Here is a 19,021-nt window from a genome sequence, read left to right as displayed (position 1 = left end):
CGTGTCCGCCCGCGCCGAACAATACCCCAGCGCGCCGTCCGCCGGTGCTGCGCCGGCCCGGCGGTCAACTGCCGCTGCCGGTCAGCTTCAGCCACTCCGCCATCACGGCGCCGCCGAGCGGGGCTGCGCTCACCGAGCCGCTGCCGCCGCCCTCGACGATGACCACGATCGCGATCGACGCGAGGGCGCCATCCTGGGCCGGAGTGAAGCCGATGAACCACGAGTGCGGCTTGAGGCCGGGGCCGCGCTCCGCTGTCCCCGTCTTGCCGGCGGTCTGGACGCCCGAGATGCCGAAGCGCGTCACATCCCCGGAAGCGGCGTACAGCCGCCCGATCGGTCCGTGGACCGCATCGACCATCGCCTGGCGCACCTGCGCGGCTGTTCCCGACGAGATGGCCGGATTGCCACGTCCGCCGTCATATGTCTCGAGCACGCTCTGCGTTGGCCCCGCGGCCGGCGTCGCCGCGTGGCTGCGCAGGTCGCGGACCACGAAGGGCCGGGGGACCACCCCGTCGTTGGCGATGGTCGCCGCCAGCAGTGCCATCTGCAGCGGCGTGACCGAGACGGCGGCCTGCCCGAAGGCGGCGCTTGCGAGCTCCACCTGGTCCTTGAAGGGGGCGCAGCCGCCATCGGCCGGGGCTGAGACGTAGGACGGATCGACGGGCAGGCCGCGGGCGTCGGAGCCGATGCGGAGGCCCTGGCAGAAGCCGAAGCGCCGCGCGTAGTCGAGATAGCGCTCAGCGCCGAGCTCCAGGCCGACGTGCGCGAAGTAGATGTTGCTCGACACCTGCAGGGCCGGGGACAGGTCCCAGAGCGCCGGCGCCGTCTGGCCCAGATCGTGCTCGCGAATCGTGAAGCCGCTGACCACGAAGCCGTCCACCTCTTCCTGGGGCTGGTCTGGGAAGGTGGTCTGGGGCGTGATGGCGCCCGAGTCGAGGGCGGCCGCGGCGGTCAGCACCTTCATGATCGAGCCCGGCGTGTAATGGCCCTGGCGGCTCCGGTCCAGGAACGGGTTGTCGGCGAGGCTCGCCACGGCGTCGAAGGGAGCCTGGGCCGTGGCCGGGTCCCCGGAGAAGCCGGTCGCGTCGTAGGACGGCGTGGAGACCAGCGCCAGGATCGCGCCGGTGCGCGGGTCGAGCGCCACCACCGCGCCCCGAGCGGCACCCAGCCGGGCCGCGGCGAAGTCCTGCAGGCGCTGATCGATGGTCAATGTCAGGTCGCGCGGATCCGGTTTCCGGTCGAGGACGTCGTTCACCAGGTCGCGCAGGGGGTTTGGGTCCGCGCGGCCGGTGAGCAGGTCGTCCCAGGCCCGCTCCACCCCGGTCGCCCCGAACCGCAGGCTGGCGTAGCCCAGGAGGTGCGTGAAGGCCGGATCGGTGTAGGTGCGCCGGCTGATCCCATCGGTCACCACGCTCGAGGCCAGCAGGCGTCCCTGCGAATCGAAGATCGAGCCCCGCGGCAGGCTGCGACGGGTGGCGATGACCTGGGGGTTGTCCTGTCGCGCCGCGAGTGTCTGCGCGTCGAGCACCTGCCACCACACGAGTGTGCCGGAGATACCGGCAAAGGCGAACACGAGGTAGACCGATAGACGACGAATGTTGGTGGCGATCACGGCCCGCGACCCTCGATCTGGGCGTCGACCACCGACCGATGACTGATCGCCAGCAGCAGCCCCACCACCACGAAGCAGGCGAGCAGGCTCGAGCCGCCGTAGCTGACGAACGGGAAGGTGATCCCGGTCAGCGGCACGAGCTTCACGTTGCCGGCAGCGATGATGAGGGTCTGCAGGCCAAGGCTGACCGTCAGGCCCACCGCCAGCATGGCGCTGAAGTCGTCGCGGGCCAGCATGGCGGTGCGCAGGCCCCGGAAGACCAGGCACATCACCAGCGCCAGCAGGGCGAAGGCACCGATCAGCCCGAGCTCCTCGGCGACCGCGGCAAAGATGAAGTCGGTGGGCAGCGCCGGGATCGGGAGCCGTCCTGAGATGGTGGGCAGCCCCTGTCCAAGCCCCTCGCCAAAGAGGCCGCCGCGCCCGAAGGCGTAGAGCGCCTGCACGGTCTGGTATCCGCGGTCGCTGGGGTCGACGAACGGGTCGATCCAGTTGTCGACCCGAATTCGGACGTGCGCGAACAGGATGTAGGCGACGAACGAGCCGGCCACGAAGAGGAGGATCCCGAGCAGGACGTAGCTCCGCCGGCCGGTCGCCACGAAGAGCATCGTCAGGAAGATCCCCATGAACAGGAGCGCGGTGCCGAGGTCGCGGCTGACGACCACGACGAGCATCACGATCACGAAGATCGCGATCATCGGCAGCAGGTAGGGCAGCGGCGGGATCTTGATCGGACCGATGCGGGCGCTGGCGCCCGCCAGCAGCGTGCGCTTCTCGGCCAGGTAGGCGGCGATGAAGATGACGAGCACGACCTTGATCGCCTCTCCGGGCTGAAAGCCGATGGGTCCCAGGAAGATCCACAGCCGGGCGCCGTTCACCTCACGCCCGAACAGGAAGGTGATCACCAGCAGCAGGGTCCCGGCCAACGCCCAGGTGTACTTGTAGTGCCGCAGCACGCCATCGTCCCGGAATCGGCCGGCCAGCACCACCATCGCCGTGACGCCGACCGCGAACCAGAGAAGCTGCGTGGTGGCCATCCCGAACTGGACGCCAAAGGCATCAGTGCCGAGCAGCTGCTGTGGGAGGCGATTCAGCATGACGATCCCGATGGCGCCGATCGTCGCCACGCACGGCAGCAGGAGCTGGTCCCCCCGGTTGCCGAGCAGGCGCAATGCCAGGTGAGCGCCGAACATGAGGCCCACGTAGCCGACCGCCACCCCCATCGGGCCGGGGTCGAGCGCGCCCGTCTGGGCGATATGGGTGACGGCGAAACCCAGCGGGACCAGGATCACGAGGGGCAGCAGGAGACGCAGCTCCAGGCGACGCGAGACGGCGTGCATCAGCGCTCCAGGCGCATCCGGACCCGACCGATCGTGAGCTCATCGCCGAACGAGAGCGCCACCGGACGATCGATGCGGTGACCGTTGACGTAGGTCCCGTTGGTGCTCCCCTGGTCCTCGATGAACCAGCTTCGCCCCCGAAAGGTGAGCATCGCGTGGGTGCCGCTCACGAAGTCGTCATCGACGAAGATGGTGCTGTTGACGTTGCGGCCGATGGAGTTGATCGGTCCCAGGGCGATCGCGCTGCCGAGCGCCGGCTCGTCCGCCGGCGACTCCACCACCGACAGCCTCCCGATCCCCGATTGGCTCGCCATCTGGGTCATCTCGGCGCTGCGGAGGTCGCGCAGCAGGGCGCGCGAGAAGCCGATGAGGATGAGGTACAGGAGGGCGAGGAAGCCGAGCTGCAGGACGAGGAGCAGGATCCGGAGGACCTCGCCGGTCATCAACCGACCTGGAATTCGATCTCGGTGCTGCCGATCTGGACCACGTCGCCCGGCCCGAGCGCCACCTCGCTGACCGGCTGGCCGTTGATCCACGAGCCATTGCGGCTGCCCAGGTCAGCCAGGCTGTAAGCGCCGTGCTGCAGCTTGAGCTGGCAGTGGTGACGGCTCACCTCCGGATCGTCGACGATCACGTCGTTGTCGCTGGCGCGGCCGATGCTGATCAACGCCCCGCCCAGGTCGAAGCGGACCCTCGGTGCGCCGTTGGTGTGCACCAGCAGGAAGGCACGTGACGCCGATTCGGGTGTTGCCGGCGCGCTGCCCGGGCGGGCCAGGACCATGGTGTGGTCGGACGCCTGCGCCGGCATCGGCTCGGGGATCGGCTCACCCGCGACATCCACCACGTTTGCGGCAACGCGCACGTCACCGCGCGGCACGGCCGGATCCGCGACCAGCGTGACGGTGGGCCGCGCCACCAACTGGTAATGCTCGCGGCGAGCGCGCGACGCGGCGCCGTGAGCAAGGTCGTCCTCGAGGGAGCCGCGATACGGCTCGAACTCGGCGAAGTCGGCCGGGTGCAGATGCAGGTCATACCGGTTCGGCACGATGATCCCGGCCGCGCCGAAGGCCTTTCCGCTATCCATCGCCCGCTCGATGCGCTTCGTCAGCAGCACCGGCTGAAGGGTTGCGCCAAGGCGTCCCGCCGGCGCCTCGAAGAGCCGCTCGAGAATCGACTCGAGCCGCGCGATGATGCCCATCGGCCGATCCTAGCACGGGCCGCGACCCGCTCCGGTGGACTGCACGAGCTCGACGAGCGGGGTACCAACGGCGTGCCCCAAGGTACCAATGCGCCCGTGGGGACCCGCCGCCTCCTCTGGGTATACTCGGGACCCTGTAGACGTTCCTGGAACCGGGTGCTGACCTGACAACGATGCTCGACACGCTGACCGAATCCTTCTGCGAGCGGTGCGGAACTCGCTATGAGTTCGCCGCGCCCGAGAAGCTCACGCCCATCCGCAAGACGCGCGGGGTGATCTCCGGGCTCAAGAACTACATCATGAGCCAGGACTCGCTGTCCGACTCGGTCAACGACGCCATCCGCTCGCAGGCGGAGCGGCTGGCGTTCAGGCAGCTCGACGCGTTCCACACCTCGTTCAACTTCTGCATCGACTGTCGCCAGTACACCTGCACCAACTGCTGGAACGACGACGCCGGGCGCTGCCAGAGCTGCCAGCCGCTGTCCAATCTCGAGCCAGCCGCGCACTGGGTGGAGGCGGGCAATGGCGACGCGCAGGCTGCGACCGCGTGGCCGTCCAGCGACCTGACCCCGCCTCTTCAGCTCACGAACCTCGATCTCCGCGCACCGGCGGCAATCGAGCCGGAGCCGATCGTCGAAGCTGAGGCGGAGCCCGTCATCGAGGCCGAGGCCGAGGCTGAGCCCGTCATCGAGCCGGAGCCGATCGTCGACGCTGGGGCGGAGCCCGTCATCGAGGCTGAGCCCGAGGCGGAGCCCGTCATCAAGGCCGAGGCCGAGCCGGAGCCGGAAGCCACCGCCGAGCCCGAGCCCGAGCCAGAGGCGGCCCAGCCGGAACCGACACCCATCAGGCCGCTGCGACCGATCGGCGAGACCTTCGTCCACCTGCCGCGTCCAGCGACCAAGCCACGCGATGCCGCCGCTGTCGCCGCCGACGACGAGGCGCTTGCCGCTCGACGCGCGCAGCTCGACACGCTGGGGCTGGGCGATCCGGGGCAGGGGCCCGTCGGTCCCGAGCGACGGGTGCATCCGTACCGATCCAGCGGAGCGCCCGTCACGCCGCTCGCCGCCCTCGCCGGCGGGGCGTTCTGGGACGCCTCGGCCCGCGAGGTCGCCGGTGCGATCAGCCCGGTTGGCGTGCGGAGCTGCGCCCAGTGCGAGCTGTCGCTGTCGGCCACCGCGCGCTTCTGCCGCCGATGCGGGCACCCCCAGTCCCAGTCGGCCTAGTCGCCCCCGCCGTCGCCCTTGCCGGCGCCACTGCCCGACGGCTTCGGCGCCGAGCCCTTCCCACCGGACCCGGCCTCCGTCGACGTCGCAGCTGGAGCGCTCCCATCCCCCGATCCAGTTAATGCCCCGTTGCTCGAACCTGCCGCGCTGCCCGACGACGACGAGCGCGAATCGGTTTTGTAGAAGCCGCCCCCCTTGAAGATGATCCCGGTCGGATGGAAGACCCGTCGGAGCTCGCCGCCGCACCGCTCACAGGTGGCCGGTCCATCCTCGAACATCGAGTGGATCACCTCGGTGATGAAGCCGCAGCTGCGGCACTGGTAGTCGTAGGTTGGCACGGCAAGCCGAGGCTAGGCCCCGTGGCCACCCTTGCGCATCCCGCATTTGGGGCAGTAGAAGGCGTCGGTCCCCGATTCGAACCCACAGTGGGTGCACACCGAGCCGCCATGCTCAGTACCGGTCGCGGCGCGGGTTGCCGTCGCGGCGCCAAGGCTGTGGCCGGTTGCTCGAACCTGCTGGTAGAGCGAGCTGAGCAGGCGGCGGCCGATGCGCTCGGTATCGCCGCGCTGGCCCTTGCCTCCCCAGCCGACCACGGCTCGGACGATCAGGTCTCCGGAGAGCTCGTCCCAGTGGCTGGCCAGGCCGCCCACGATGGCGGAGTAGTCGGGGTAGCCACCCGTGTCGGTCTCGCCATGCAGCAGGGCACAGACGAGGCTGTCGACCGTCATGTCCACGGCATCGGTGGACTCGAGCACGTAGAGGGCATGCAGGGCGATCGGGCTGACCGTCGATCGCGCCGCGATCCACTGCTGCAGCTCGGGGAGTCGCTCCATGGTTGGGGCGGCGTCGGCCAGCTCATGGCTGACCGGCTCCAACACGTCGACCGGCCCCAGCGCCAGCGGCTCGACGACGGCCGGCAGCATGGCCTTCATGCTGGGATCCGCCGGGAGGCGCAGGCCATCGCTGCTCCGCGCCAGGAAGGCCAGCTTCAGGCTGTACTCCTGGGCAGTGATCTCCTCGATGAAGGGCGTCGGCGGAGGCGGAGGCGCGACCTCCTTGTTGCGACGGCGAAGGAAGGACATCGACCGATTCTAGCAGTGGCGTCCGCTGAGTCCGCGGGCGCGCATCAGCCGCCCGTCAGCAGCCGCAACTGCGCTTCCAGATCGGCGAGCCGCATCCGCTCCCGCTCGACCACGGCCGCCGGCGCTCGGGTGGCGAAGTCTCCGGCCAGGAGGACCTGCAGGCGTTCGATCCTGCGCCGGAGATGCGCCTCGTTGGCGGCCTGGCGCGAAGGAGCGTCGGACTCCTCTGACGGCTCGCCCCCGAGCCACGCCGCGGCTCCTGCGGTGGAGGCCACAAGCTCGGGGCGGTCGCGGTCGTCGCCCGGCGCGCGCAGGTCGATCGGGCCTACGCGAGCCAGGCCGGCCAGGTAGTCGAGCCCGTGCTCGATCCCATCCCGCGTGGCCGCATCGGCCGGCACCACGGTAAGTGGCAGCCGCGCTGATGCGGGCGCTCCGGACTGGGTGCGGAGGTTGCGGACGCCACGAATCAGCTCGATCAGCACCGCCATCTCCGATTCCGCCGCCGCGTCGCGCTCGCCGATCCCCAGCCAGCTGGCGGCAATGAGCAGCGGTGGCCGAGCCGCTGCGGTGGCATCGGATGCCGCCAGGCGCGACCAGATCTCCTCAGTCACGAACGGCACGATCGGGTGGAGGATCTGCAGCATCGTCGCCAGCGCCTCGCTCGCGGCGCGCCACGCTCGGGCCTTCTCGCCGTCGCTGACGCCAGGGCGCCGCAGGTCGACCTTGGCCATCTCCAGGTACCAGTCGCAGTAATCGGTCCAGGCAAACTCGTGGGAGGAGGCCGCATACGCCGAAAGCTCGAGATCGTCCAACTGGCGGGTTGCGCGCTCGGTCGCCTCGGCCAGGCGTGAGTGGATCCACCGCTCGGCGAGGCTGGGCGCCCCCTCGGACGCGGCCAGCGGCTCGGGGCGCGAGCCGAGGACGAAGCGGGCGGCGTTCCACAGCTTGTTGGTGAAGTTCCGCGCCCCCTCCAGCTTCCCTTCCGTCAGGCGCTGGTCGGCGCCCAGCGAGGTGCCGACCGTCAAAGCGAAGCGCAGCGCATCGGCTCCGATCTCCTCGATCAGCTCAAGTGGGTCCGCGACGTTGCCCTTGGTCTTGCTCATCTTGATGCCGCCGGTGGCGCGCACCAGCCCGTGCAGGTAGACGGTGTGGAACGGCTCTCGGTCGGTGAGGAAGAGGCCCAGCATCATCATGCGGGCGACCCAGAAGAAGATGATGTCGTACCCGGTCTCCATCACCGAGGTCGGATAGAAGCGGCGCATGTCGGGCGTGTCATCCGGCCAGCCGAGGGTGCTGAACGGCCACAGGCCGCTGCTGAACCAGGTGTCGAAGATGTCGGTCTCCTGGGTCAGCTCGCTTGCGGCTCGCCCACAGGTCGCGCAGGCGTCGGGACCAGCCTCAATGTCGCTGACGGTGATATGCCCGTCGGGGCAGTACCAGGCCGGGATGCGATGCCCCCACCACAGCTGGCGTCCCACCGCCCAGTCACGGATGTTCTCCATCCAATGCGCGTAGACCTTGGTGAAGTGCTCGGGCACGATCCGGGTCCGACCTTCGCGCACCGACGCCAATGCGCGCCTGGCGAGCGGCGCCGTGCGCACGAACCACTGCACCGACAGGCGCGGCTCGATGACCGTCCCGCAGCGCTCGCAGTGTCCGACCACCATGGCGTGCGGCCGTTCGCCCTCCAGGTCCCCCATCTCCCGGAGCTGGTTGACGATGCGTGACCGCGCCTCGTAGCGATCCAGGCCAGCGAACGGTCCGCCCTGCTCGTTCACTTGCGCCGATTCGTCGAGCACGTTGATCGCCGGCAACCCGTGACGCCGGCCGAGATCGTAGTCGTCGGGATCGTGGGCCGGCGTGATCTTGACTGCCCCTGTGCCGAAGTCCCGCTCGACCACCTCGTCGGCGATGATCGGCAGGCGCCGGCCGAGGAACGGCAGGATCGCCTCGTGCCCGACCAGCTCGCGGTAGCGCTCGTCATCGGGATGGACCGCCACGGCCACGTCACCCAGCAGCGTCTCCGGGCGGGTGGTGGCGATCGAGATCCATCGGCCTGGATCGGGCGAGCCATCCTCGAGGGCGAGGTGATAGCGGATCGTCCACAGGGTCCCGGTCTCCTCCCTGGGCACTTTTTCGAGGTCCGAGATGGTGGTTCGGCAGCGCGGGCACCAGTTGACGAGCGCCTCGCCGCGGTACACGAGGTCGGCGTCGTGGAGTCGCTTGAACGCCGTCCGGACGGCGCGGGCGCTGATGGGGTCCATCGTGAAGCGGTTGCGCGTCCAATCGGCGGAGGCACCCAGGCGGCGCATCTGCAGGCCGATGACGTCGCGCGTCTCGTCCATGAAGCGCCACATGCGCTCCAGGTATCGCTCGCGCCCCAGCGACTCGCGTGTCTCCCCCTCGTCGGCGATGATCTTGTCGAGCACGAACTGCGCGGCGATGCTGGCGTGGTCGACCCCAGGCAGCCAGAGCGTGTCGTCGCCGCGCATGCGGTGGTAGCGGATCAGCATGTCCTCGAGGGTCACGAAGAGCGCGTGCCCCACGTGGAGCGAGCCGGTGACGTTGGGGGGCGGCATGGTGATCACGAATCGCTCCGCCCCGGCCGGTGGGTCGGCGGAGGGCGTGAAGGCGCCACTCGCCAGCCATCGTTCGTAGATCGCTGGCTCGACCTCGGCCGCGTTGTAGCGCGGCGGAAGCTCGAGTCGCGGCGTCGTCATCGGTCAGGCCTCCGTGGCAACAACAAACCCGTTCGCCGAAGGACGAACGGGTCGTGGTACCACCTTCGTTCGGCGACATCGGCTGATCCGATGGCGCCCTCGTTACCGCGGTATCGGGCGGAACCCGGCCGGCTCGCGTGCAACCTTCGCCCTCTCGTGCCGAGGCGGGCTTGCAGCCTGTGGCCCGCCATCTCTCACGGTCGTCGGAGGGGTACTCCTCACGGTCAGCGCCGTGCTTGGGAGTCTACCACGAGGCGGATCTAGGCCTTCGAGCCCACCGTGACGCGCAGTTGACCGTTCGAGGTCACGAACTGGGCCGATTCCTCGAAGCTCTGAATCGCGGCCGACAGATCGAATCCATCGAGGTGAACGGCGGTGAAGATGAACTCGCCGGAGGTGCCCAGTCCCAGGGCGACCCGATGGATGCCGTTCACGCTCTCGAGCGACTGCTTGAACGAGGTGATCGCGCCGAAGCTGGTCAGCCCGGTGACCACGACCTGGGTCGTTGCATCGTCGACACGTGCCTCAGCGGGCGCCTCGGCCGCAGGCTCAGTGGCCGCAGGCCCGGCAGTCGTTGCCCCGGATGCAACGTCTGATTCGGTTGTGGAGTCGTGCGCGCCATCGTCGGCGCCCGAGGGCTCGGGGGCATCGATGACGGCGACGGCGCTCGTTGTGGCGGGGGTCTGCGCTGGCTCGCCCATGACGTCCGGAGCCGCTGCGGGCTCAGGTTCCGGGGCTGCCATCTCCGCCGGCGACGGGGCAGTGTCCCCTGCCGGTGGCGCGTCGGCATCGGTCAGCGACGGCGCCTGGGGGATGCGCTTCAGGGCGGAGGCCAGGGCGGCCGGGTCGTGGATGTCATTCAGCTGTGCGAAGAAGGCGTTCATCTCAGCCTCGAAGGCGTCGACCCGTGCCTCGACTGCGGTCATGGCCCCCTCGCCGGCAGCAGTGTTGGCGGCGAGCTGCGCCTCCAGCGTCGCGTTGCGCGCCGACACCTTGGCGGTCGCCTCGTCGCGAATCCGTTGAATCTCGCCGTGCTCCCAGTCTGCGATGTTCTTCAGGTCGTCGTTTGTGAGCTGGTGGAGCTCCGCCGCTCGCTGCTCGGTCTCGGAGTGGATGCCCGCCGACCGCTCGGCAACGCCTGCGCGGAGCTGGGCCAGCGCATCATCGCGCGTCTGCTCCGCGATCTTGCGCATCGCATCCGAGAGGCTCTGCAGGAATGGCACCGCTGGTTCTCGGCCGGAGTCATTCATCGCTGGCGTTGAGTGTGCCACGACAGGAGACTCTGCACCATCCGGCGACGCAGGCTCCGTCCCGCTTACGAGATCCGTCTCGTTGACGGGCTCCGTGCTCGGACTCAGGTCTGCCTGCTCGGCCAGCCCGGCGAAAGCGGTCTCTTCCTCGGACATCTCGCTCACCGCCCGACTGCCTTTTCGGCCGCATTCGATGGGGAGACCAGCGCCGACCACCAGGAACGACGGCGCGCGGGCGCAGCCGCCCCTTCCGGATGGGTCAGCAGCCGGGCAACGTTGTGCAGGTCGGTTGACATCTGCTCACGAGGAAACTTGAGGATGACGGGTTCCCCTTCGTTTGCGGCGGTGATCGCCTTGGGGCCATTCGAGACCACCGTGGCGCTGATGCGCGTGCCAAGGTTCTTGGCGATGTCGTCGAGGGCGATGCCGTGATTGGAACGGTTCACGATCACCTTGACCATGTCACCCAGCCCGACCTCGCGGGCGAGGCTCAGGAACTGGGAGGCGTTGCGCAATGGACCAACTTCGGGGGTGACCACCAGGAAGATCTCGCGTGACGCGGCCAGCATGGCCATCGTGCGGTCGTCATAGCTGGGGTGGCAGTCGATGATGACCCAGCTGTGGTGGGTTCGCGCCCAGCGCACGGCGGCGACGAGCAGGTCCGTGCTGATCCGCTCGGATTCGCTCGGCTCCGTTCCCCAGGTCAGGACGCGGACTCCGCTCGCCTCGTGCGTGGTGACAGTCTGTTCGAAGGCATCGTTGGTCCATTCCTCCGGGGGCGAGCCGGCCAGGTGGGCCAATCCACCGTGGTATGGCGCGTTGAGGACGGCGGTCACATTTCCAACCCCGACATCGGCATCCATCAGGCAGACGCTGTTGCCGGTCTGCTGCCGGATGGCCACCGCGAGATTGACCGCGATCATCGTCTTGCCCACGCCGCCCTTGGGTGCGAAGAGGCTGACAACCGTGCCCTCGCCGATGGTCTCGATCTCCGAGCCGTCGGTGGCGGTGGTGGGCAGCCCGCCCGGCACTTCGCGCCCGCCATGGATCAGCATCGCCTGGAGCCGATAGACGAGGGACTCCGGCGAAATCGGCTTGCGAGCGTATTCGTCGCGACTCGCGCCGGGGTTCGCGTCGACCGCCCACTCCGGGATGTCGTCGGAGAAGAGGATGATGGTCGGGACGCGCTGCGTGGAGTGCAGGAAGGCGAAGAGCTCCTCGTCGCCCGGCTGGCCACGATCGCAATCGATGACGGCGAGGTCGATCTGGCCGTCGCGAGAGAGCCAGCCGAGGGCCTCCTGGCGATCGGCCGCGATCGCCTCGAATCCGGCTTCGGTCAGCGCGTCCTCGTAGGAGGAGCTCCACCCATCCAGGGCGAGCAGGACGCTGGGTCGGTTCATGTGCAGTGCCTCTGGGTGCAGTGCGGTGACGAGTGGCACCACAATCCGGCGAAACGACCTTCCGGGGCAATGGGACCTCGGCACCATCGGGGGCCGCCGAAGGTACGGGGGAGGCCCCTACGCAGACTCTTCGGCGCGCTCGGCTGACCTTGGGCGAGGGCTCCTGCGGCGCGGCTCGGCATCATCGGTCTCGGTGACCAGCATCGGCGGCTGGCCGTGCTCGATCGTCTCGCCGGTGATCACCACCTTCTTGACGTCGGTCCGCTCCGGGATGTCGTACATCACCTCGAGCAGCGCCTCCTCGACGATGGTCCGCAGGGCGCGCGCACCGGTCTTGCGGTCGATCGCCAGGCGTGCCGTCGCCTCGAGCGCCTCGGCGGTGAACACCAGCTCAACGCGGTCGAGCGAGAGGAACTTCGCGAACTGACGGGTGACGGCGTTCTTCGGCTCGGTCAGGACCTTGATCAGGTCGTCCTTGGCGAGCGCTGTGAGGCCGACCACGACCGGGAGGCGTCCCACGAACTCGGGGATGAGGCCGTACTTGAGCAGGTCCTCGGGCATCAGCTGCTCCATCAGCCGGCGCCGCTCCTCCTTCGAGCGCTGCGCCTGCGAGCCGAAGCCGATCCCGCGCTTGCCGACCCGCTCCTCGACGATCTTCTCCAAGCCCTCGAACGCGCCGCCGCAGATGAACAGGATGTTGGTCGTGTCGATCTGGATGAAGTCCTGGTGCGGGTGCTTGCGGCCACCCTGCGGCGGGACGTTGGCGACGGTCCCCTCCAGGATCTTGAGGAGCGCCTGCTGCACGCCCTCGCCGGAGACGTCGCGGGTAATCGAGGGGTTGTCCGTCTTGCGGGCGATCTTGTCGATCTCGTCGATGTAGATGATTCCGCGCTGGGCGCGCTGCACGTCGAAATCGGCTGCCTGGATCAGGCGCAGCAGGATGTTCTCCACGTCCTCGCCGACATAGCCGGCCTCGGTCAGGCTGGTGGCATCGGCGATGCAGAACGGGACGTCCAGGACCTTGGCAAGGGTCTGGGCCAGGAGCGTCTTGCCGCTGCCGGTGGGACCGACCAGCAGGACGTTGCTCTTGCCGAGCTCCACCTCGTCGACCGCAGAGCCCGCGTTGACTCGCTTGTAGTGGTTGTAGACCGCCACCGAGAGGACCTTCTTGGCCTGCTCCTGGCTGATCACGTAGCTGTCGAGCTTCTCCTTGATCCGGCGCGGGGATGGAAGCGCCGCGGGCGTGGTCTTGGCGCGCGGCGCCTCCAGCATCTCCTCTTCGATGATCTCCTGGCAGAGGTTGATGCACTCGTCGCAGATGTAGACACCCTGGCCCGCGATGAGCTTGCGCACCTGCTCCTGGCTCTTCCCGCAGAAGGAGCAGCGATATGGAACCTTGGTCTTGCCGGTCATTGCTCCGAGCATAGCACGCGCTTTCGAGCGCGCCGGCTATAGACCGATGGTCCCCGCTAGCATCCCCCCGGTGGATCCGATTGCGGTCTCCCAGGCACCCTTCGACTCGCCGATTGGCCGCCTGTGGGTCGCCGTCTCTTCGCGGGGACTGGTCGGCGTCTCGCGCGGCGACAGCCCGGACCGTGACTTCCACGGTCCTCTTGCCCTGGATCCCAGCGCGGCCGCCACGGCGATCGCCGAGCTGGAGGCGTATTTCGCCGGACGGCTGCGCACCTTCTCAACTCCTCTCGACCTGCGCGGCGCCCGCCCCTTCGACGTCGCCGTCTGGACTGCCGCTCGCCAGATCCCGTATGGCGAGACCGTCTCCTATGCGGAGCTGGCGGCAATGGCCGGCTCCCCGCGGGCCGCTCGCGCCGCCGGCGGCTCCATGGCCCGCTGCCCGTTCTCGCCGGTCGTCCCGTGCCATCGGGTCATCCATGCCGACGGCTCCATCGGCGGCTGGGGAGCCGACACCTGGGTCAAGCGCTGGCTGCTTGACCTGGAGCGCGGGGGTAGCATCGGGTAATGGCGACCCGGGCAGACGTGCGGCGCATTGCGCTGGCGCTCCCCGAGGCGAGCGAGGAGCCCGGCCTTGCCTTCTCGGTCGGCGGCAAGGCGTTCGCCTGGCCGTGGATGGAGCGACTCGACCCGAAGCGGGCGCGCGTCCCCAACCCGGGCGTGATCGGGGTGCGGGTCGCCAACGAGCTGGAGAAGGGGCGCTCTTGTCGCTGGACCCGGCGGTGTTCTTCACCGAGCCGCATTACAACGGCTACGCCGCCGTTCTGGTCCGGATCCCCGCCATCGAGGTGGACCTGCTCGAGAAGATCCTCACCGACGCCTGGCTGACCCGAGCCTCGAAGAAGCTGGCCGCGAGCCTGGACCGCTGACGGTTACCAGCCACGTTGGTACAACCGCACACAGAGGCTCGCGGGCGTCATGCCGTACCAATGTCATTGGTGCCGCGTTGGCAGAAGGAGGCCTCCGGTGCCCTTTCACCAATGACAGTGGTAAGCCCACCCGTGGATGAACAGTCCGCGAACTGAGCTTTAGGCCCACACCGCTACTTCTTGGGCTTGACGTCCGCCGCGGCAGCTTCCTTGGCGGTCGGCACCGTGCCGCCCGCGGCCTGGGTCATGCTGATCAGCGACTCGGTGGAGCCGACGAAGACCTCGTCGATCAGGCCGTAGGCCTTCGCCTCATCGGCACCCATGTAGAAGTCCCGCTCCGAGTCGCTCTTCACCTTCTCCGGCGGCTGCCCGGTGTGCGCCGCCAGGATCCCAGTGAGCCGCTCGGTCAGGTGCATCACCTCGCGCATCTGGATCTCGACGTCGGGGGTGTTGCCACGGAAGCCGGCCGAGCCCTGGTGAATCATGATCCGGCTGTTCGGCAGGGCGAAGCGCTTTCCCTTGGCACCCGCCGCCAGCAGCACCGACGCCATGCTTGCTGCCTGGCCGATGCAGATGGTGCTGACCGGAGCCTTGAGGTACTGCATCGTGTCATAGATGGCGAGTCCGCTGGTCACCACGCCGCCAGGTGAGTTGACGTACAGGCTGATGTCCTTGGTCGGATCCTCGCTCTCCAGGAAGAGGAGTTGCGCGATGACCAGGTTCGCGATGTGATCCTCGATCGGCTCGCCCAGGAAGATGATCCGCTCCTTGAGCAGCCGCGAGTAGATGTCGAAGGCCCGCTCACCCCGAGCGCTCGACTCGATGACCATCGGGACCAGCATGCGTCTACTCCGTGGTGTCGGCGGGGACTGCGTCCGTGCCCAGCGCACGGTCGATCAGCGTGTCCACCAGTGTACGGTTGCGAAGCGTCATGCGCAGGTAGGAGCGGCCGCGTCGCGAGGTGAGGTATTCCCGCAGGCGCGGCTCATCCGGGTAGCGTGCCAGCTGGTCCGCGATCTCCTCCTCAACCTGTTCCGGGGTCGCGTCGATCCCCTCCTTCTCCGCGATCGCGCTGAGGACGAGGAGCGACTTCACCCGCCGGGTCGCGGGCTCGCGCAGCTCGGTCGCCAGCTCCTCGGGTGACTGGCGAGCCATCTCCAGGTACCTGTCCAGCCCGATCTGCTGGACGGCCAGCCGGTTGCGCAGCTCGTCGCGCATGATCTCGATCTCGTTCGCGATCATCACCTCCGGCAGCTCGACGCTGGCGTTGGCGGTGGCGAAGTCGATGATCCGGTCGGCGAAGTGGTGGCGAGCCTCATCGGCACCCCGCCGCGCCAGTGCGTCACGGATCTCGGCGCGCAGCTCGTCCACGGTCGAGAGCTCGCCCACGCTCGTCGCGAACTCGTCGTCCAGCTCGGGCAGGATCCGCTCGCGCAGGTCCAGCAGCGTCACCTCGAAGTGCGCGTGCTTGCCCTGCAGCGCCTCGACCCGGTAGTCATCGGGGAAGTCGATCTCGAAGACCTTGGTCTCGTCGATCGCCATGCCAACCAGGTTCTCTTCCCAGCTCGGGATCATCCGCTCCTCGCCGATCACCAGCGGCAGCCGGTCGGCCGATCCGCCCTCGAACGGCTCGCCGTCGATCGTGCCAACGAACTTGACCGAGGCAATGTCGCCCTTGGCCGCGCCCCGATCGTCGACCGGTCGCAGCGTGCCCTGCTGTTCGCGCAGGTCGGTGATGACGGCTTCGACCTGCTCATCGGTCACCTCGATCGGCTCGAGACCGAACGGGTAGTCGGCGTATGAGCCAAGCGTCACCTCCGGCCGGACCGCGACGGTCGCGGTGAACTTGACCGGCGCGCCCTCGGCCACCGCGCCGCTGTCGAGGTCCACCTCCGGCTGGTCGATCGGGATGATGGCGACCTGGTCGACGGCCGCGTCGTAGCTCTCGTTGACCAGGTGGTCGACCGCCTCGGCGACCACGGAGGCTCTCCCCACGAACCGATCGATGACGTGGCGTGGCGCCTTGCCGGGCCTGAAGCCGGGAACCTTCGTCCGCTCGGCGACATGGCGGTAGGCGGTCGCGAAATGCCGGTCGACCTCGGTAGGCGAGACCTCGATTTCGAGGACCATCCGGGATCCGGACTCGGGGCGGGAAGAGACGGTGACCAAGGCTGCTCCTGCTGCTGGCGTGGTGGGCGAGGCGAGATTCGAACTCGCACGTCTTGCGACACCGGCTCCTAAAGCCGGCGCGTCTGCCGTTCCGCCACTCGCCCGCTGTTTTGTGCTTACGAGACGCGCTGTACTCGTCCGGGGCCTTGCGCATGACGCATGAGACGCGTATAACTTTGCGAGACGCGAATCCCGTAAGTTAGGAGCCCCGAGCCATGTCCAAAGCCCCAGCCGAGACACCGATCATAGCCGACGGTGCCCCGACCCTCGCCTCCACCCGTAACGAGTGGATCAGTCACCTGCGCGGGCTCAACCGCTCGCCGCAGACCATCGCCCTCTACCTGCGAGCGCTCGACGGCCTCGATCGCTTCCTGACCGAGCAGGGCATGCCGCGCGCACTGCGTGCCATACGCCGCGAGCACCTCGAGGCGTGGATGGTAGCCATGCAGGACCGCGGGCTGGCGCCGTCGCACGTCAGCATCCTGTTCCGGGCAGTGCGACCCTTCTTCGGGTACATGGTCGACGAGGACGAGCTCGACCGGAGCCCGATGGACAAGATGCGCACCCCGGCGGTGCCTTTCGACCCGCCCAAGGTCCTCGACCCCAGCCAGGTCGCCGCACTGTTGGCGGCCTGTCGCGGGACGGACTTCATCTCGCGCCGCGACCTCGCCCTGCTCAGTCTCATGCTCGACACCGGCCTGCGCCGGGGCGAGGTGGCCGGGCTCACCCTGGGCGACCTGAACGTTGCCCAGCGCACCGCCTACATCGCGTCGAGCACCAGCAAGAGCCGGCGCGGCAGGGCCATCGTGTACGGCGATAGCAGCGCCAAGGCCCTGCTCCGCTACCTGCGCCACCCGAAAGCTCCCCACGCCGCGCAGGAGCCGCTGTGGCGGGCCCGGACCGGCCTGCCGCTGACCGGCAACGAGATCTATCACACCCTGCGCCGGCGGGCTGCTCAGGTGGGGCTGGTGGTACATCCCCACCAACTCCGTCATACCTGGGCCGATGCGATGCTCAAGAGTGGCCACAACGAGGGGGACGTCATGCAGCTCGGCGGATGGGCCAGTCGCCAGATGCTCGATCGCTACGGGGCATCCGTCGCCGCTGAACGGGCCCGTGATGCCTACCGCTCCCCCGTCGACCGATTAGCACGACGCTAACCCGCTCGGGGCCTGCACCGTGCTGGTAGGATGACGCCAATTACATAACAAGCCAGCTGCGCTGAGGCGCCCTGTGCCATGGCAGGTAGGTGATATGCCACCTGCTCTCTGACCAGAGGGTTGCCCCCGGTGACTGATCATCACCAAGGGCGCCGTGAAGCAGCGAACGGCCGCTATGAGTGGTTGACCGTCCCGGATCCGGTACAGATCATCCCCGGGCAGAAGAAGCCACGGCGGCACGAGCCAAGTTCCGAAAGGACTTAGCCCGTGCCCGTCCTCCCGTCGCATCGCAGCGTCATCGCCAGCATCGCCGCCCACGAGAGATGGGCCCGCGAACCCGATCGAGCAGCCGCGTTGGCGCCTGCTCGCCAAGCCATCGAGGATCGGTTCCTCGCCGCGGCCCGCGTCCTACACCCCAAGCTGTCCGAGGAAGAGATCCGGGTTCGGGCCGCGAACCTGAGGTCCGCCCAGGCCAAGCGCGCCGCCCTGGCGCGATGGCGGAAGGCAGAGGCAGGCGACGATGCCGCCTAATGCCGAACGGCGCCCCTCTCGAGGCGCCGCCCAGACGATGCAGGCCGATCTTAGCACCGGATCGGGACCAATCGGGGCAGCGCCATGACCCGCACGTGGTTGGCGATCTATACCGCCATGCTCGTCCGGCCTAAGTACCAACGGCTGAGTCCGATCGGTCGCGGGGCCCTGCTGCACGTCTTCATGCTGGCCGGCTTCCAGAGCCCGGAGGCGACCTGGGACGATCCCGAGGAACTGCGCGAGTCCCTGGTCTTGGCCGGCTTCCCTGAGGGCGCCCTCGACGAGCTGATCGGGCTGCGGTGGCTGCAGATCGAAGGTGGTGCGCTGGTGATCCATGACTGGGATGAGCACCAGTGGGCCGCAACCATCGCCGCCCGCCGCGAGTGGGAGGCCGCTCGGAAGCGGGAATGGCGCCATCGCAAGGCTGCCCCTCCCCCCGCACCCCCCACCTCACAGAACAACAACAACACAACACAACACAAGGGTCCCGGACACGTCCCGGACATGTCCCAGACCCCGACGGTCAATGAGGTGGTGGGTGAGTACCAGAGGTTGTTCGGGTTCGCCTCTGAGAAGAAGGTGGCCTACCTCACCTCGATCTCCTCCAGGTGGCCGGTGGCTCGGATCTTGGAAGGGATGCAACGCGAGCAGGAACGAGGTGCCACCGCTCGAGACATCTGTGGAAGGCTCGAGGCGGGCCTGAAGCGGGGTGACAAAGTGGCAGCCTCGGCGACCCTGGCCGCCATCAGCGACCACGTTGCAGGGCTGGCCTCATGACCCGCCGCCGCCGTTGGCCGTGCCGCTGCGAGCTGTGCCAGCAGGCTAATGCCGAGGCGGGGATAGGGCCTCCGACCCTTGGCGAGCGCGCACCCTCAGCGACCCGAGCGCCAGCATGCACACACACGGGGGATGGCACCTCAATCGCTGAGGGGGTCGACAAGCCAGGCGACCCGAGCGCCAGCATGCACACACACGGGGGATGGCACCTCAATCGCTGAGG

General features: G+C 68.5%; 18 protein-coding genes and 1 tRNA gene. 6 read left to right on the top strand and 13 right to left on the bottom strand.

Annotation, left to right across the window (positions count from 1 at the left end):
• Nucleotides 1-64: 64 nt before the first annotated feature.
• From WEB29_04640 to WEB29_04625, 4 genes are read right to left on the bottom strand one after another with little or no spacing between them, the layout of a single operon-like run.
• Nucleotides 65-1,612, bottom strand: coding sequence for a penicillin-binding protein 2 (locus WEB29_04640; GenBank protein MEX2136236.1), 1,548 nt, complete (start codon nt 1,610-1,612; stop codon nt 65-67).
• Nucleotides 1,609-2,949 carry an FtsW/RodA/SpoVE family cell cycle protein gene (locus WEB29_04635; protein MEX2136235.1) on the bottom strand — a complete coding sequence of 447 codons (1,341 nt, stop codon included), beginning with the start codon at nt 2,947-2,949 and terminating at the stop codon, nt 1,609-1,611. The genes WEB29_04640 and WEB29_04635 overlap by 4 nt, the downstream gene beginning before the upstream one ends.
• Nucleotides 2,949-3,392 carry an FHA domain-containing protein gene (locus tag WEB29_04630; GenBank protein MEX2136234.1) on the bottom strand — a complete coding sequence of 148 codons (444 nt, stop codon included), beginning with the start codon at nt 3,390-3,392 and terminating at the stop codon, nt 2,949-2,951. Before WEB29_04630 ends, WEB29_04635 begins: the two co-directional genes overlap by 1 nt.
• Complete coding sequence (locus tag WEB29_04625) at nt 3,392-4,147, bottom strand: DUF3662 and FHA domain-containing protein (protein MEX2136233.1); 756 nt, start codon at nt 4,145-4,147, stop codon at nt 3,392-3,394. Before WEB29_04625 ends, WEB29_04630 begins: the two co-directional genes overlap by 1 nt.
• Before the next feature lie 173 nt (nt 4,148-4,320).
• On the opposite strand from WEB29_04625, the gene WEB29_04620 reads away from it, so the two are divergent.
• Nucleotides 4,321-5,370: a hypothetical protein gene (locus tag WEB29_04620; protein ID MEX2136232.1), complete on the top strand. Its 1,050-nt coding sequence runs from the start codon at nt 4,321-4,323 to the stop codon at nt 5,368-5,370.
• On the opposite strand, the gene WEB29_04615 is transcribed toward WEB29_04620, so the two are convergent.
• The 6 genes from WEB29_04615 to clpX all read right to left on the bottom strand — a co-directional run bounded on the left by WEB29_04615 (nt 5,367) and on the right by clpX (nt 13,235).
• Complete coding sequence (locus WEB29_04615; protein ID MEX2136231.1) at nt 5,367-5,708, bottom strand: FmdB family zinc ribbon protein; 342 nt, start codon at nt 5,706-5,708, stop codon at nt 5,367-5,369. The two genes, WEB29_04620 and WEB29_04615, sit on opposite strands and share 4 nt — an antisense overlap.
• A 12-nt stretch (nt 5,709-5,720) precedes the next feature.
• Nucleotides 5,721-6,452 carry a hypothetical protein gene (locus WEB29_04610; protein ID MEX2136230.1) on the bottom strand — a complete coding sequence of 244 codons (732 nt, stop codon included), beginning with the start codon at nt 6,450-6,452 and terminating at the stop codon, nt 5,721-5,723.
• 44 nt (nt 6,453-6,496) lie between these two features.
• Nucleotides 6,497-9,172 carry a valine--tRNA ligase gene (locus tag WEB29_04605; protein MEX2136229.1) on the bottom strand — a complete coding sequence of 892 codons (2,676 nt, stop codon included), beginning with the start codon at nt 9,170-9,172 and terminating at the stop codon, nt 6,497-6,499.
• Nucleotides 9,173-9,432: 260 nt separating this feature from the next.
• Nucleotides 9,433-10,395 (bottom strand): hypothetical protein, encoded by a 963-nt coding sequence (locus WEB29_04600; GenBank protein MEX2136228.1) that lies wholly within the window; start codon nt 10,393-10,395, stop codon nt 9,433-9,435.
• Between the two features lie 188 nt (nt 10,396-10,583).
• On the bottom strand, nt 10,584-11,822 hold the full coding sequence (locus tag WEB29_04595) for an AAA family ATPase (GenBank protein ID MEX2136227.1): 1,239 nt from the start codon (nt 11,820-11,822) through the stop codon (nt 10,584-10,586).
• Nucleotides 11,823-11,939: 117 nt separating this feature from the next.
• A complete protein-coding gene (gene clpX / locus WEB29_04590) occupies nt 11,940-13,235 on the bottom strand; it encodes an ATP-dependent Clp protease ATP-binding subunit ClpX (protein MEX2136226.1) in 1,296 nt (431 codons plus the stop codon).
• Between the two features lie 70 nt (nt 13,236-13,305).
• On the opposite strand from clpX, the gene WEB29_04585 reads away from it, so the two are divergent.
• Nucleotides 13,306-13,800 carry a methylated-DNA--[protein]-cysteine S-methyltransferase gene (locus WEB29_04585; GenBank protein ID MEX2136225.1) on the top strand — a complete coding sequence of 165 codons (495 nt, stop codon included), beginning with the start codon at nt 13,306-13,308 and terminating at the stop codon, nt 13,798-13,800.
• Nucleotides 13,801-13,996: 196 nt separating this feature from the next.
• Nucleotides 13,997-14,161 carry a hypothetical protein gene (locus WEB29_04580; GenBank protein ID MEX2136224.1) on the top strand — a complete coding sequence of 55 codons (165 nt, stop codon included), beginning with the start codon at nt 13,997-13,999 and terminating at the stop codon, nt 14,159-14,161.
• A 173-nt stretch (nt 14,162-14,334) separates the two neighbouring features.
• Here the strand turns inward: WEB29_04580 and WEB29_04575 are convergent, their stop codons facing one another.
• The 3 genes from WEB29_04575 to WEB29_04565 all read right to left on the bottom strand — a co-directional run bounded on the left by WEB29_04575 (nt 14,335) and on the right by WEB29_04565 (nt 16,434).
• Nucleotides 14,335-15,003, bottom strand: coding sequence for an ATP-dependent Clp protease proteolytic subunit (locus WEB29_04575; protein ID MEX2136223.1), 669 nt, complete (start codon nt 15,001-15,003; stop codon nt 14,335-14,337).
• 4 nt (nt 15,004-15,007) lie between these two features.
• Nucleotides 15,008-16,330: a trigger factor gene (gene tig, locus WEB29_04570; GenBank protein ID MEX2136222.1), complete on the bottom strand. Its 1,323-nt coding sequence runs from the start codon at nt 16,328-16,330 to the stop codon at nt 15,008-15,010.
• Nucleotides 16,331-16,350: 20 nt separating this feature from the next.
• A tRNA-Leu gene (locus WEB29_04565) sits at nt 16,351-16,434 on the bottom strand.
• Between the two features lie 111 nt (nt 16,435-16,545).
• Between WEB29_04565 and WEB29_04560 the strand changes: the two genes are divergently transcribed.
• From WEB29_04560 to WEB29_04550, 3 genes are all read left to right on the top strand, one after another.
• Nucleotides 16,546-17,490 carry a tyrosine-type recombinase/integrase gene (locus WEB29_04560; protein MEX2136221.1) on the top strand — a complete coding sequence of 315 codons (945 nt, stop codon included), beginning with the start codon at nt 16,546-16,548 and terminating at the stop codon, nt 17,488-17,490.
• 267 nt (nt 17,491-17,757) lie between these two features.
• Nucleotides 17,758-18,021, top strand: coding sequence for a hypothetical protein (locus WEB29_04555; protein MEX2136220.1), 264 nt, complete (start codon nt 17,758-17,760; stop codon nt 18,019-18,021).
• Between the two features lie 84 nt (nt 18,022-18,105).
• Nucleotides 18,106-18,798 carry a hypothetical protein gene (locus WEB29_04550; protein MEX2136219.1) on the top strand — a complete coding sequence of 231 codons (693 nt, stop codon included), beginning with the start codon at nt 18,106-18,108 and terminating at the stop codon, nt 18,796-18,798.
• The last annotated feature ends 223 nt before the right edge of the window (nt 18,799-19,021 follow it).

This window comes from Chloroflexota bacterium, from assembly GCA_040902225.1.
In the GTDB taxonomy this organism is placed as follows: domain Bacteria; phylum Chloroflexota; class Limnocylindria; order QHBO01; family QHBO01; genus CF-167.
Note: the sequence above shows the minus strand (reverse complement) of the source record. Positions and strands in the feature narration are given on the sequence as shown.

Excerpts from the sequence above, each read along its gene's own strand:
- WEB29_04635 (MEX2136235.1), bottom strand. The coding sequence starts at position 2,949 with ATGCACGCCGTCTCGCGTCGCCTGGAGCTGCGTCTCCTGCTGCCCCTC.
- WEB29_04630 (MEX2136234.1), bottom strand. The coding sequence starts at position 3,392 with ATGACCGGCGAGGTCCTCCGGATCCTGCTCCTCGTCCTGCAGCTCGGC.
- WEB29_04625 (MEX2136233.1), bottom strand. The coding sequence starts at position 4,147 with ATGGGCATCATCGCGCGGCTCGAGTCGATTCTCGAGCGGCTCTTCGAG.
- WEB29_04620 (MEX2136232.1), top strand. The coding sequence starts at position 4,321 with ATGCTCGACACGCTGACCGAATCCTTCTGCGAGCGGTGCGGAACTCGC.
- WEB29_04610 (MEX2136230.1), bottom strand. The coding sequence starts at position 6,452 with ATGTCCTTCCTTCGCCGTCGCAACAAGGAGGTCGCGCCTCCGCCTCCG.
- WEB29_04605 (MEX2136229.1), bottom strand. The coding sequence starts at position 9,172 with ATGACGACGCCGCGACTCGAGCTTCCGCCGCGCTACAACGCGGCCGAG.
- WEB29_04595 (MEX2136227.1), bottom strand. The coding sequence starts at position 11,822 with ATGAACCGACCCAGCGTCCTGCTCGCCCTGGATGGGTGGAGCTCCTCC.
- clpX (MEX2136226.1), bottom strand. The coding sequence starts at position 13,235 with ATGACCGGCAAGACCAAGGTTCCATATCGCTGCTCCTTCTGCGGGAAG.
- WEB29_04575 (MEX2136223.1), bottom strand. The coding sequence starts at position 15,003 with ATGCTGGTCCCGATGGTCATCGAGTCGAGCGCTCGGGGTGAGCGGGCC.
- WEB29_04560 (MEX2136221.1), top strand. The coding sequence starts at position 16,546 with ATGTCCAAAGCCCCAGCCGAGACACCGATCATAGCCGACGGTGCCCCG.
- WEB29_04550 (MEX2136219.1), top strand. The coding sequence starts at position 18,106 with ATGACCCGCACGTGGTTGGCGATCTATACCGCCATGCTCGTCCGGCCT.